The 13081-nt window shown below is 66.8% G+C and carries 10 protein-coding genes; 6 read left to right on the plus strand and 4 right to left on the minus strand.

Annotated features, from left to right (window positions below; all coding sequences use genetic code 11):
* Window positions 1-8 precede the first annotated feature (8 nt).
* The 3 genes from galE to B3098_RS23370 all read left to right on the plus strand — a co-directional run bounded on the left by galE (window position 9) and on the right by B3098_RS23370 (window position 3119).
* Window positions 9-1085: a UDP-glucose 4-epimerase GalE gene (galE, locus tag B3098_RS23360; RefSeq protein ID WP_286899241.1), complete on the plus strand. Its 1077-nt coding sequence runs from the start codon at window positions 9-11 to the stop codon at window positions 1083-1085.
* A 182-nt stretch (window positions 1086-1267) separates the two neighbouring features.
* A complete protein-coding gene (gene epsC, locus B3098_RS23365; RefSeq protein ID WP_175138044.1) occupies window positions 1268-2215 on the plus strand; it encodes a serine O-acetyltransferase EpsC in 948 nt (315 codons plus the stop codon).
* 85 nt (window positions 2216-2300) lie between these two features.
* Window positions 2301-3119: an NAD-dependent protein deacetylase gene (locus B3098_RS23370; protein ID WP_286899245.1), complete on the plus strand. Its 819-nt coding sequence runs from the start codon at window positions 2301-2303 to the stop codon at window positions 3117-3119.
* 161 nt (window positions 3120-3280) lie between these two features.
* Here the strand turns inward: B3098_RS23370 and B3098_RS23375 are convergent, their stop codons facing one another.
* The 3 genes from B3098_RS23375 to B3098_RS23385 all read right to left on the minus strand — a co-directional run bounded on the left by B3098_RS23375 (window position 3281) and on the right by B3098_RS23385 (window position 7132).
* Window positions 3281-4135, minus strand: a complete 855-nt coding sequence (locus B3098_RS23375; protein ID WP_175126152.1) for an inositol monophosphatase family protein — start codon at window positions 4133-4135, stop codon at window positions 3281-3283.
* Between the two features lie 121 nt (window positions 4136-4256).
* Window positions 4257-5726, minus strand: a complete 1470-nt coding sequence (locus B3098_RS23380; protein WP_175138046.1) for an NAD-dependent succinate-semialdehyde dehydrogenase — start codon at window positions 5724-5726, stop codon at window positions 4257-4259.
* Between the two features lie 143 nt (window positions 5727-5869).
* Complete coding sequence (locus B3098_RS23385; RefSeq protein ID WP_175126150.1) at window positions 5870-7132, minus strand: 4-aminobutyrate--2-oxoglutarate transaminase; 1263 nt, start codon at window positions 7130-7132, stop codon at window positions 5870-5872.
* Between the two features lie 96 nt (window positions 7133-7228).
* Between B3098_RS23385 and B3098_RS23390 the strand changes: the two genes are divergently transcribed.
* Entirely contained in the window at window positions 7229-8740 is a 1512-nt protein-coding gene (locus B3098_RS23390; RefSeq protein ID WP_414631305.1) for a PLP-dependent aminotransferase family protein, read from the plus strand.
* Between the two features lie 7 nt (window positions 8741-8747).
* On the opposite strand, the gene B3098_RS23395 is transcribed toward B3098_RS23390, so the two are convergent.
* Window positions 8748-9662 carry a DUF72 domain-containing protein gene (locus B3098_RS23395; protein ID WP_286899249.1) on the minus strand — a complete coding sequence of 305 codons (915 nt, stop codon included), beginning with the start codon at window positions 9660-9662 and terminating at the stop codon, window positions 8748-8750.
* A gap of 115 nt (window positions 9663-9777) precedes the next feature.
* Between B3098_RS23395 and B3098_RS23400 the strand changes: the two genes are divergently transcribed.
* Entirely contained in the window at window positions 9778-11907 is a 2130-nt protein-coding gene (locus tag B3098_RS23400) for an ATP-dependent helicase (protein ID WP_286899250.1), read from the plus strand.
* 84 nt (window positions 11908-11991) lie between these two features.
* Window positions 11992-13002 carry a magnesium and cobalt transport protein CorA gene (locus tag B3098_RS23405; protein ID WP_286899252.1) on the plus strand — a complete coding sequence of 337 codons (1011 nt, stop codon included), beginning with the start codon at window positions 11992-11994 and terminating at the stop codon, window positions 13000-13002.
* Window positions 13003-13081: the final 79 nt, after the last annotated feature.

A 13081-nucleotide genomic window follows, 5' to 3' on the forward strand; every position in this document is an offset into this window, starting at 1 on the left:
GCATGGACATGCCGGACACGCAAGTGTTGGTGACGGGCGGCGCCGGCTACATCGGTACGCATACGCTGGTGGCGATGATCGCCGCCGGCCTGCGGCCGATCGTGCTGGACAACCTCAGCAACGGCAGCCGAGAGGCTGTTCGCCGGGTTGAACAGCTTTGCGGTGCGCCGATACCGCTGATCGAAGGCGACATCCGCTCGCGCGGCCTGGTCGCGGCCGTGCTGGCGGATGCGGCGGCGCGGGGCTCGCCCGTGCAGTCCGTGCTGCATCTGGCCGGCTGCAAGGCCGTGGGTGAATCGGTGGCTGACCCGCTCAAGTACTACGACAACAATGTGCAGGGGTCGCTTGTCCTGTTGCGCGCCATGCGCGAGACGGGCGTGTCGCGGCTGGTCTTCAGTTCGTCGGCAACGGTGTATGGCGAACCGCAGTATCTGCCGTTTACCGAGGCTCATCCGCTGGCGCCGGCCAATCCGTACGGCCGCACCAAGCTGATGGTCGAGGAGATGCTGCGCGACGTGTGCGTGGCGGATCCCGCATTCAGCGCCGTCACGCTGCGCTACTTCAATCCGATCGGTGCACATCCCAGCGGACTGATCGGAGAGAGTCCGCGCGACCTGCCCAACAACCTTTTTCCGTTCATCACGCAGGTGGCGGTGGGGCGCCAACCGTTTCTGCGCGTCTTCGGCGACGACTACGACACGCCGGACGGCACCGGCGTGCGCGACTATCTGCACGTCATGGACCTGGCGCGCGGCCACGTGCAGGCGCTGACCTATGCGGACAGCCATCCCGGCTTCGTGGCGGTCAACCTGGGCACGGGGCAGGGCACCAGCGTCATGGAACTGGTGCGGGCGTTCGAACGCGTCAACGGCTGCAAGATCCCGCTGCGCATCCTGCCGCGGCGCGCGGGCGACGTCGAGCGTATGTGGGCCAACCCCGATCTGGCGGCGACGCTGCTGGGCTGGCGCAGCACGCACGATGTGGAAGCCATGTGCGCGGACGGCTGGCGCTGGCAGCAGGGCAACCCGCAAGGGTATGAGGCGGAGCCGGGGTTGGTCTCGGTCTCGGAATCGGCCGCGGCATAACCCCAACGCCGTGTCGGAGGACTTCCGGCGTATACGCCAGAGCGGTTACAGTTGACGGAATTATTGCGAAGCAGCATTCCCCGGGGCATTGCGCGGGGGGCTTCGCATCGTCAGCGAGGCAAACCCATGTTCGTTATCCATCCTTCTGCCGCACGCGCCGGCTCCCTGTCCGGAGTCCGGCAATGAGCGGCCCCAGCTATTTCCCCACGGCGCACTGGAACCTGGACGGCATCGTGTCCGGACTGCGCGATGCGCGCGTTGCGTGGCGCGGTCCGCGCGGCCGCCTCCGCGACGACGCCGGCCTGCGTGAATTCCCTTCGCAGGAAAGCCTGCGCCAGATCATCAAGGACCTCTGTGGCGCCTTGTTCCCCATGCGCCTGGGGCCCATCGATTTGCGCGAAGAGGTCGAAGACTTCTACGTCGGCCACACCATCGGCGCCGCGCTCGATGCGCTCTTGCATCAGGTCTGTCTGGAACTGCAGTACGAAGGCCGGCATGATCCGGCCCAGCAGGCGGACACGCAGCAGCGCGCCACCGAGATCGTGCGCCGATTCGGCGCCGAGCTGCCGGCCGTGCGCGCCGCGCTCGATCTGGACGTGATGGCGGCCTACCAGGGCGACCCGGCGGCGCACAACGTGGACGAGGTCCTGCTGTGCTATCCGGGTGTCGCGGCCATGATCCATCACCGCCTCGCCAACGTGCTGTACCGGCTGGGCGTGCCGATGCTGGCGCGCATCGTGGCCGAGATCGCCCATGCCGACACCGGCATCGACATCCACCCGGGCGCGACCATCGGCCGCAGCTTTTTCATTGACCACGGCACGGGCGTCGTGATCGGCGAAACCGCCATCATCGGCGACCGCGTGCGGCTCTACCAGATGGTCACGCTGGGCGCCAAGCGCTTCCCGCCGGGCGAAAACGGCGAACTCAAAAAGGGCTTGGCGCGCCATCCCCTGATCGAAGACGATGTCGTGATCTACGCCGGCGCCACGATCCTGGGCCGCGTCACCATCGGCAAGGGCTCGACCATCGGCGGCAACGTCTGGCTCACGCGCAGCGTGCCGCCGGGCAGCAACGTGACGCAGGCCAGCCTGGTCAGCGACATGCCCGATTGCGGGCTGGGCGGTTGAACGCGGCGGGCCGCGCGGCCTGATTAATCCGCGGCGGGCCGCGCGGCCTGATTGCCGCGCGGTAGCGGGACGCAAGGAGCGAGGATTGGATACTGCACTTCCGGAGCTGGCCGCGCTGCGCGGCTTTGTCGACCGCCATCCGCGGCTCTTCGTCCTGACCGGGGCCGGGGTCAGCACCGATTCCGGCATCCCCGACTACCGCGACACCGAAGGCGAATGGAAACGCCAGCCGCCCATGACGCTGCAAACGTTCATGGGCGCTGAGCTTTCGCGGGCGCGATACTGGGCGCGCAGCATGGTGGGCTGGCGCCGCTTTGGGCACGTCAAGCCGAACGCGTCGCATCTTGCGCTGGCGCGACTGCAGGATCGCGGTCACGTCGCCATTCTGGTGACGCAGAACGTGGACGGCCTGCACGAAGCCGCGGGCAGCCGCGATGTCGTGGACCTGCACGGACGGCTGGATGCCGTGCGCTGCATGAATTGCGACTGGCGTGGCGGCCGCCACGACTGGCAGGAAAAATTGCACACGCTGAACCCGGACTGGGTGCAGCTTGAAGCCAGCGACGCGCCCGACGGCGACGCCGATCTGGACGGCTACGATTTTTCGCGGTTCACGGTGCCGCCGTGTCCGCGCTGCGGCGGCATCGTCAAGCCCGATGTGGTGTTCTTCGGCGAGACCGTGCCGCGCGAGCGCGTCGAGCGGGCCAATGCCGGCCTTGAGAGCGCCGACGCCGTGCTGGTGGTGGGCTCGTCCCTGATGGTGTATTCCGGCTATCGCTTCGTGACGGCCGCCTCGCGAGCCGGCCTACCCATTGCCGCCATCAATCTGGGACGCACCCGCGCGGACAGCCTGTTGACCCTGAAAGTGGAACAACCCATCGCGCTGGCGCTGGAAGCGCTTTAGAAAGAAGCGGGGGCGGCCGGTTTTTGACCGGTCTAAGCAAGTGCTTGCCCGGCAACGATTTTTTCGGCCGGTTACAGACCTTTCCATAGGGTTGTCCACAGGAACTGGGGATAACTCCTAGGGATAACCCCAGTTTTTTGGGGTGGTCCCGGCCGCTGTTGTCAAGTCTCGATGCCTTCCAATGCGTCCCCCAGCAGCGCCTTGCGCGCCGCGTGCCAGCTGCCCGCGTCGGGCGCGTAGAGCAAGCCGCCCGTGCGATGCGTGGGCTTGTAGGGGGAGCCGTCAAAATGCGCCGCATAGCCACCGGCTTCCCGATGGAGCAGCCAGCCGGCAGCGTGATCCCACGCCGTCAACTGGTTGTACAGCGCGACGTGGCAATGGCCGGCGGCGATCATGCGGTATTCATGCGCGGCGCAGCGCAGCGAGGCCGTGCTGCCCAGGCGCGACAGGTTGCTGTTGACCGTCGTGCGCAGCGGCTCGGGCAGGGCGCCGGTGGAGATCAGGCCGTCCATGTCCTCGGGGGGGGCGGGGCTGGCGACGGCCAGCGGCAGCCGCTTGCCGTTTTCGAATTCGAGCCAGGCGCCTTCGCCGCGCACGGCCAGCGCGCTGTCGCGGCTGACCGGATCGTAGATCACGCCCGCAATCACGTCGCCGCGATGGCAGGCCGCGATCATCATTCCGAACAGCGGCAGGCCCGCCACGTAGTTGCGCGTGCCGTCGATGGGATCGATGAGAAAGGCGAGGTCGGCGTCGACCAGCATGTTCAAGAGAGCGGGATTGCGCGCCGAGGCTTCCTCGCCGATCAGCACGGCGCCGGGATGCAGCTTGGACAGGCGGGCGGCGATGAGGCGTTCGGCGGCTTCGTCGGCGTCGGTGACCAGATCGCGCGGCGAGGTCTTGCCGCGCACGGCGCCTTCGGGCAGGTTGCGAAACCGCGGCATGACCTCGGTCTGCGCGGTTTCCGCCAGGATGGCCGCCAGCTTGCGGGTGTCCTCAAGGGTGAAAGTTCTGCTCATACGGACTCGTCCAGGGAACGCGCAAATCTAACATGCCTGGATGGTATCCGAGTGAACGTGGCGCATGCATCGGCCACGCGGACGACAGGCGGGCGCGGCAGGACGCCGCGCGCGCCAGACTTCACGCGCCGAGGTCGACGCAGAGGTATTTGATCTCCAGGTACTCTTCGATGCCGTACTTGGAGCCTTCGCGGCCCAGGCCGGATTGCTTGACGCCGCCGAAGGGGCCGACTTCGTTGGAGATGAGGCCGGTGTTGATGCCGACGATGCCGTATTCCAGCGCTTCGGACACGCGCCAGATGCGGGCGTAGTCGCGCGTGAAGAAGTAGGCGGCCAGGCCGAAGATGGTGTCGTTGGCCATGCCGATGACTTCGTCTTCCGAATCGAAGCGGAACAGCGGCGCGACGGGACCAAAGGTTTCCTCGCTGGCAAAGCGCATCGATTGCGTCACGTCGCGCACGACGGTCGGTTCGAAGAACGTGCCGCCCTTGGCGTGGGGCTTGCCGCCGGCGATGACCTTGGCGCCGTTGGCCGTGGCGTCGGCGATGTGCTCCTGCACCTTTTCGATGGCGTTCTTGTCGATCAGCGGACCTTGCGTCACGCCGTCTTCAAAGCCGTCGCCGACCTTCATGGCGTTGACCTTGTCGACCAGGCGCTTGGCCACTTCCTCGTACACGCCGGCCTGCACGTAGATGCGGTTGGCGCACACGCAGGTCTGGCCGGCGTTGCGGTACTTCGATGCCAGGATGCCGTCGACCGCGCGGTCCAGGTCGGCGTCGTCGAACACGATGAAGGGCGCGTTGCCGCCCAGTTCGAGCGACAGCTTCTTGATGGTGGGCGCGCATTGCTCCATCAGTGTGCGGCCGACTTCGGTGGAACCGGTGAAGCTCAGCTTGCGCACCACGTCGCTTTCGCACAGGGCCGCGCCGATGTCGCGCGAGCTGCCCGTGATGACGTGGAACACGCCTGCCGGCACGCCGGCTTCTTCGGCCAGCACGGCCAGCGCCAGCGCGGTCAGCGGCGTCTGCTGGGCGGGCTTGACGACCATGGTGCAGCCGGCGGCCAGTGCGGGGCCGACCTTGCGGGTGATCATGGCGGCCGGGAAGTTCCACGGCGTGATCGCGGCGGTGACGCCGATGGGCTGCTTGAGCGCCATCAGGCGCTGGCCGGCCTTGGGGCTTTGCAGGATGTCGCCGTCGATGCGCTTGGCTTCTTCGGCAAACCATTCCAGGAACGACGCGGCGTAGGCGATTTCGCCCGCGGCTTCGGTGACCGGCTTGCCTTGTTCGGACGTCATGATGGCTGCCAGGTCTTTCTGGTGCTGCATCATCAGCTGCGCCCACTTCAGCAGGATCGCGGCGCGTTCCTTGCCCGTCTTGGCGGCCCACGCGGGCAGCGCGGCCTGCGCGCTGGCGATTGCCTGCTCGGTTTCCTTGCGGCCCAGCTTGGGCACCGACACGATGGTCTTGCCGGTGGACGGATTGTCGACGGGGATCGATGCGCCTTCGCCGGCGCCGACCCACTTGCCGTCGATGTAGCAGGCGTCGCGCAGCAGGTCGGGACGGGCGAGGGGATGGGACAGTGCTGTCATGTTGGAAGTCTCCTTGATGGGTGCGGCGGGCCAAGCGATTGCGGGCGTGGCGGGCGTGCGGCCTGTTCATCAAGCCGCCTGCCTGCTACGCCCGCAATCGTTGTTCCTGCCAGCCGAATAACCGGTTATTCAGGGCCTTTGCCTCAGGCGGCAAGCGCCTCGGACAGGATGTCCAGCGCGCGTGCGAACTGGGCGTCGGGAATGGTCAAGGGATACAGGAAGCGCAGGACGTTTCCGTATACACCGCAGCTTAGCAAAATCAGGCCGGCGTCGAGCGCGCGCTGCTGCACGCGCTTGACCGCTTCAGCGTCGGGCTTGCCGGCCGCGTCGTTCAGTTCCAGCGCGACCATCGAGCCCAGGCCGCGCACGTCGGCGATGCCCGGCACCTTGGCGCGCAGGCCTTCCAGATGCGCGCGCAGCTTCTCGCCCAGTTGGGCGGCGCGTTCGCACAGCTTTTCTTCGGCGATGACATCCAGCACGGCGTGCGCTGCGGCGACGGCCAGCGGATTGCCGGCGTACGTGCCGCCCAGGCCGCCCGCGGCGGGGCCGTCCATGACCTCGGCGCGTCCGACGATGCCCGAGATCGGAAAGCCGCCGCCCAGGCTCTTGGCCATGGTGATGATGTCGGCCTGCACGCTGTGGTGTTCCATCGCGAACAGCTTGCCGGTGCGGCCAAAGCCCGTCTGGACTTCGTCGGCGATCAGCAGGATGCCGTGCTCGTCGCAAACCTTGCGCAGCGCGGTCATCAGTTCGGGCGGCGTGATGTTGAAGCCGCCTTCGCCTTGCACGGGTTCGATGATGATGGCCGCGACGCGCTTCGGATCGATGTCGACCTTGAACAGCAGGTCCAGCGCCTTGAGCGAATCGGCCACGCTGATGGACTGCGTGGCATTGGGGAACGGCACGTGATAGATGTCGCCCGGCATGGGGCCGAACGACAGCTTGTAGGGGGCGACCTTGCCGGTCAGCGCCATGCCCAGCATCGTGCGGCCATGGAACGAACCCGAAAAGGCGATGACGCCCGAGCGGCCGGTGGACGAGCGCGCGATCTTCACGGCGTTCTCGACGGCTTCAACGCCGGTCGTGAAGAAGGCGGTCTTCTTCAGGCCGTCGATGGGGGCGAGACGATTGATGCGCTCGGCCAGCGAGATGTAGCCTTCGTACGGCACGATCTGATAAGCCGTGTGCGTGAAGTTGTCGAGTTGCGCGGCGACCGCGGCCTTGACCTTCGGGTGCAGGTGGCCCGTGTTCAGGACGGCGATGCCGCCTGCGAAGTCGATGTATTCCTTGCCTTCGGCATCCCACAGCGTGGCGTTTTCCGCGCGCACGGCGTAGAAGTCGCACATGACGCCGACGCCGCGCGGCGTGGCCAGGGAACGGCGGGTATTCAGATCCTGATTCTTCATCTCGGTCTCGATGAGAGTGATGGGCGGTAAAGCACTTATTTAATGCTACGATGGCCCCACTTGTGGGAACCACTTTGATAAATCAGGTAGAACCAATTGCGGTCCATCGTCGGTGACTTGCTGCTGCTGCGCCTGGCCGACGGCGCCAGCGAGCCCATGAACAAGCGGCTCTATCGCGGCATCCGTGAAGCCATCCTGGATGGATCCATTGCCGCGGACTCGCGCCTGCCCGCCACCCGTGACTTGGCGGCCGAACTGGGCATTGCCCGCAACACCGTCGTTCACGTCTACAGCCAGCTGCTGGCCGAGGGCTACACGCGCAGCCGGCAGGGCAACGGCACCTTCGTCAACGCCTCGGTACCGGACTCTTACCTGGCCAGCGGCCGCCGCGCGCGACAGGCGCAGCAGGCGCCGTCGCGTCCGGCGCTGTCGCCGCGCGGCGCGGCCATCGTGGATGGCGTGTCGGCATCGCCTTACCAATGGGGCGCGTTCATGCCGGGGGTGCCCGACCTGACCGAGTTCCCGCACAAGAAGTTCGGCCGCATCTTCAGCGCGCTGTGGCGCAATCCCGCGCCCGATCTGCTGACGTATTCGTATGGCGGCGGCCTGCCGGCGCTGCGAGAGGCGCTGGCGCAGCATCTGGCGCTGACGCGGTCCATCGACTGCGACCCGGAGCAGATCATCATCACCGAGGGGTCGCATCAGGCCATCGACCTGACCACGCGCATCCTGGGCGAGGCCGGTGAAACGGCGTGGGTCGAAGATCCGGGCTATTGGGGCGCGCGCACCATCCTGCAAGCCAACGGCCTGCGCACCGTGCATCTGCCGGTGGACGAAGAAGGCATGCGTGTGCCTGACGCCGTGGACACGCCGCCGCGATTCATCTTCGTCACGCCGTCGCATCAATATCCGCTGGGACCCGTGATGTCGCTGGCACGCCGGCGGCAGTTGCTGGCGTTGGCGCGGCAGTGCGGCAGCTGGATCATCGAAGACGACTACGACAGCGAGTTCCGCTTCTCCGGCCGCCCGATCGCGTCGCTGCTGGGCCTGGAGTCTGACGCGCCGGTGATCTACATGGGGACCTTCAGCAAGACGCTGTATCCGGGCCTGCGTGTGGGGTATCTGGTGCTGCCCAAGACGCTGACGGCGGCATTTCAGGCGGCGCATGCCGAGCTGTACCGCGAGGGACACCTGATGACGCACGCGGCGCTGGCCACGTTCATTTCCGAAGGCCATTACGCGGCGCACATCCGCCGCATGCGCATGCTGTACGGCCGCCGCCGCGCCATGCTGGTCAACCTGATCGAGCGCCGGCTGGGTCCGGACTGGCTGCATCGCGATGCCAGCATGGCGGGTTTGCATCTGGTGCTGACCCTGCCGGCGTACATGGACGACCTGCGCGTCGTCGAGGTGGCGCGCAGCAAAGGCGTGCTGACGCGCGCGCTGTCGCGGTATTACGTCAACGAGGAAGGCCGCCGGCCGGGGCTGCTGCTGGGATATGCCTGTGTGCCGGAGCACGACATCGCGCGCAAGTTTGAAGTGCTGCTGGAGAGCCTGGCGGAGGTGGCGCGGCCGGCGATAAGGGCGGGTGCGAAGGCGGGTGCCTAACCCCCAGTCACAGGCCCGGCAATTGCAGCGCCGACGCGAAGGCCGCCGCGTTGCGCATGCCCTGGTCTTCGAAGTTGGTGTTGAACACCGCGTGCGCCTGCGCCGATTGCGAGGCCAGCCGCGTGAAGCGCGCGACCAGTTCGGCCAGTTCCGCTTCCGAATATTCGTACTGAAACCGCCCCGACGACGCCGGCCCCGACGCGTTCCACTTGGCCGCATTGCGACCGTGCAGGCGCAACAGCGTCAGCTCCGGATGGGTGCTTTCCCAAACCGCGGGCACGGTGTTCTCGAACCCTTGCGGCGCGTCGACAACCGTGTGCACGACACCCAGATCCCGTTCGAAGGCCAGCGTGTCCGCCGTGGCCGCCGGGCTTTCGAACCAGCTGTGGTGGCGGAATTCCACCGACACCAGATGTTCCTCCATCCGCCGCGCGCAGTCCGCCACGCGCGCCATGCCGCGGGCGTCGCGCCGTACCCACGGCGGAAACTGGAAATGCACCGCGCCCAGCTTGTCCGCCATCCGCAACGGCTCGATGGCCAGCTGGTAGCGCCGCCAGAGCTCGTCGCGCAGGTCGGCCGGCATGCGGTCGTGGTAAATGATGGGCTCCGGCCAGTCCGCCAGTTCGCGCCGGATGTCGCCGGGCAGGGCGGTGAGCGGGGTCTGGTGGCCGGTGAACAGCCGGAAGGCCTTGATGTTGAAGACGAAATTGTCGGGTGTACGGGTGGACCACAGGTAGGCGTTGTCCGGCGTGGGCATCGCGTAGAAGCTGGCGTCGACCTCGGCCAGCGAAAAGCGCGACGCGTAGAACCGCAGCCGCGATTCGGCGCTACGCGCATCGGGCGGATAAAAGCGGCCGCAGGCCAGCAGGGTGGGGTCGGTCCAGGAGGCGGTGCCGGTCAGGATGCGGGGAAAATCGGGCATGGCGCCAAGGCGGTTCAGACGGAAGTCAAAAAATTCTGTATAAATATACAGTGTTCATCCGGAGCCAGCCTTGGCTCCTTCCTTTTTTGCGGCCGCAGCGCTGCGGCTCCGCGACATGCCAGACCAAGATCAGACTCCCAGCACGCCCGACAACCCCCAGACCGCCGCCCGTCCGGCCGAGCGGCCCGATCCGCTGGCCGACCTGAATCCCGCGCAGCGCGAGGCCGCCGAATTCGGTGTGGCCGGCGCGCCCGGCAACGACGGCCCGCTGCTGGTGATTGCGGGCGCGGGGTCCGGCAAGACCAATACGCTCGCGCACCGCGTGGCGCATCTGATTCTGAACGGGGCGGACCCGCAGCGCATGCTGCTGCTCACGTTTTCGCGCCGCGCGGCGCTGGAAATGGAGCGGCGCGTAGGGTCGGTGCTGCAGCGGGCGATGAACCTGCGTTCGTCGCAGCAGGCGCCGTCGCTGCCGTGGGCGGGCACCTTCCATGCGATTGGCGCGCGTCTGTTGCGCGATTGCGCGCTGCGCATCGGCCTGTCCGAAGCCTTCACCATCCACGATCGCGGCGACGCCGAGGACCTGATGGGCATGGTGCGGCACGAGCTGGGCCTGTCCTCCACCAAATCGCGCTTTCCGCTCAAGGGAACGTGCCTGGCGATCTATTCGCGCGTGGTGAACAGCCAGACGCCGGTGGGCGACGTGCTCAAGACGTCGTTTCCGTGGTGCGCGCAATGGGAAGACGAGCTCAAGAATCTGTTCCGGGCGTACGTCGCGGCCAAGCAGGACCAGCAGGTGTTGGACTACGACGACCTGCTGCTGTACTGGTCCGAAATGATGTCGGACGCGGAGATCGCAGCGGATGTCGGCGCGCGCTTCGATCATGTGCTGGTGGATGAATACCAGGACACCAACCGGCTGCAGTCGGCCATCCTGCTGGCCATGAAGCCAGACGGCCGCGGCCTTACGGTGGTGGGCGACGATGCGCAATCCATCTATTCGTTCCGCGCGGCCACGGTCCGCAACATCCTGGATTTTCCCAACCTGTTTCCCGCGCCCGCGCGCGTCATCACTCTGGACCGCAACTACCGGTCGTCGCAACCCATCCTGACCGCCTCCAACGCCGTGATCGCGCAGGCGACCGAGCGCTATGCCAAGGACCTGTGGACCGACCGCAAGTCGTCGCAGTTGCCCGAGCTGGTCACGGTCAGCGACGAAGCCGGTCAGGCGCGCTGGGTCGCCGATCAGGTGCTGGCGCAGCGCGAAGGCGGCGCAACGCTCAAGTCGCAGGCGGCGCTATTTCGCACCGCCAGCCACAGCGCCGCGCTGGAACTGGAGCTGACCCGCCGCAACATCCCCTTCGTCAAGTTCGGCGGGTTGCGCTTTCTGGAAGCGGCGCACGTCAAGGACCTGCTGTCGATCCTGCGCTGGGCCGAGAACCCGCGCGGCCGCATGGCGGGATTCCGCGTCGCGCAGCTGATGCCGGGCATCGGCCCCGCCACGGCGGGCAAGCTGATGGATGCGATGTCCGCGTCCACCGAGCCGCTGCGCACGCTGCGCGAGTTCAAGCCGGGCGCGGCGGCGCAGGAAGAGTGGGGCGCCTTCGCCGACACGTACGCCGCGCTGTGCGACCCCACGCTGAAGTGGCCGGCCGACGTGGACCTGGCGCTGCGCTGGTATAGCGGCCAGCTCGAGCGCCTGTACGACGATGCGCGCGTGCGCAAGACAGATCTCGACCAGCTTGTGCGCATTGCCTCGGGCTATCCGACACGCGAGCGCTTCCTGACAGAACTGACGCTGGACCCGCCCGACGCCACCAGCGACGAATCCGGCGCGCCGCTGCGCGACGAGGATTACATGATCCTGTCCACGATCCATTCCGCGAAAGGCCAGGAGTGGAAGGCGGTCTACGTGCTGAACGTGGTGGACGGCTGCATCCCGTCCGACATGAGCACGGGCACGGCCGAAGAGATCGAGGAAGAGCGCCGGCTGCTGTATGTGGCCATGACGCGGGCCAAGGAACGGCTGCAGCTTGTCGTGCCGCAGCGCTTCTACGTGCATCAGCAGACGGGGATGGGCGACCGGCACGTGTACGGCTCGCGCACGCGGTTCATCACCAACGCCATGCTGCCGCTCTTTGACCACCTGCCCAAGCTGCCCGATCTGCCGCCCGGACGGGCCGAGCCGCGCGAGCCGCAGGCGCCGCGCATCGACGTGGCCAAGCGGGTGCGCAACCTGTTCTGAGACGGCGGCCCGCCCGGAGGCTGGGCTATCATCGGCCGATAATCACACGCGGCACCGCAGGGATCGATTTGTCCGAGGATGTCTATGTCTACTGAAGAGCAAGCCGCCGACGCGCCCAAGGGCGAAGTCGTGGCATCGATCGCCTACGTGAACGGACGGCGGGACCGGGAGGTCCCCATCGACGAGGCCGGCCAGTACGTTGCCCAGCTTCAGGGCCAGAGCATGCTGTGGATCGGGTTGCGCAACCCCAGTCCGGAGACGCTTGCCAAGGTGTCGCGCGAGCTTGGCGCGTGCGACAAGAACCAGGAAGAGATGCTGGAAGCCCACCGGCGTCCCAAGATCATCGACTACGGCAACATGATTCTCATCGTCGCCGTGACGGTCGAAGTCGAAGCCGAGCGTCCCATCTTCGGCGAGACGCAGTTCCTCATCGGCGACGGCTTCCTGGTCACCGTGCGGCGCGGCGCCACCGCCGGGCACAGTCCGCTGCGCGAGCGCCTGGAAGCCTCGCCCGACCTGCTCAAGCGCGGCAGCGATTATGTGGCGTCCGAGCTGCTGGACTGGCTGGTGGACCGCTACGTGGCGGCGGCCGTCAAGATCGAAAGCGTCGTCGAAGGCGCCGAACAGAAGCTGCTGATCCGAGGCGCCAAGGACTCGGACATCCGCAGACTGTACCGGCAGCGCCGGGATCTCTTGCGCATCCATACCGTGGTGTCGCCGCTGGCCGAGATCTGCCGCCGGCTGGCGCGCGTCGAAATGTCCGCGGTGGACGAGCACGCACGGCCTTACTTTGGCGAAGTGGCGGATCGCGTGCTGCGCGTGGATGAGCTTTTCAATTCGCTGCGCGAGTCGCTGGCGTTCGCCTTTGAAGCCAGCCTGATGATCGGGCAGGCGGCGCAGAACGACACCACCCGCAAACTTGCGTCGTGGGCTGCCATCCTGGCCGTGCCCACCGCGATCGCCGGCATTTATGGCATGAACTTCGAGTTCATGCCGGAACTGAAATCTCCTTGGGGCTATCCGGTCACGCTGGGCGTCATCGCGTCCGTGTGCTCGGTGCTGTATTGGCGGTTCCGGAAGTCGGGCTGGTTGTAATCCCGGGGTGTCAGACGACGTCGATCAGGCGTCTGCAGCGAGCTTCCTTGTGGCAAACTCGCTGTCGTTTTCCCTCTGG

It is taken from the genome of Achromobacter sp. UBA2119 (assembly GCF_002331005.1).
Lineage (GTDB): Bacteria > Pseudomonadota > Gammaproteobacteria > Burkholderiales > Burkholderiaceae_B > Achromobacter > Achromobacter animicus.

Bases quoted from the DNA above. Each gene is read 5' to 3' on its own strand.
- B3098_RS23405 (WP_286899252.1), top strand. From the start codon at position 11,992: ATGTCTACTGAAGAGCAAGCCGCCGACGCGCCCAAGGGCGAAGTCGTG.
- B3098_RS23380 (WP_175138046.1), bottom strand. From the start codon at position 5,726: ATGACAGCACTGTCCCATCCCCTCGCCCGTCCCGACCTGCTGCGCGAC.
- epsC (WP_175138044.1), top strand. From the start codon at position 1,268: ATGAGCGGCCCCAGCTATTTCCCCACGGCGCACTGGAACCTGGACGGC.
- B3098_RS23400 (WP_286899250.1), top strand. From the start codon at position 9,778: ATGCCAGACCAAGATCAGACTCCCAGCACGCCCGACAACCCCCAGACC.
- B3098_RS23385 (WP_175126150.1), bottom strand. From the start codon at position 7,132: ATGAAGAATCAGGATCTGAATACCCGCCGTTCCCTGGCCACGCCGCGC.
- galE (WP_286899241.1), top strand. From the start codon at position 9: ATGCCGGACACGCAAGTGTTGGTGACGGGCGGCGCCGGCTACATCGGT.
- B3098_RS23375 (WP_175126152.1), bottom strand. From the start codon at position 4,135: ATGAGCAGAACTTTCACCCTTGAGGACACCCGCAAGCTGGCGGCCATC.
- B3098_RS23395 (WP_286899249.1), bottom strand. From the start codon at position 9,662: ATGCCCGATTTTCCCCGCATCCTGACCGGCACCGCCTCCTGGACCGAC.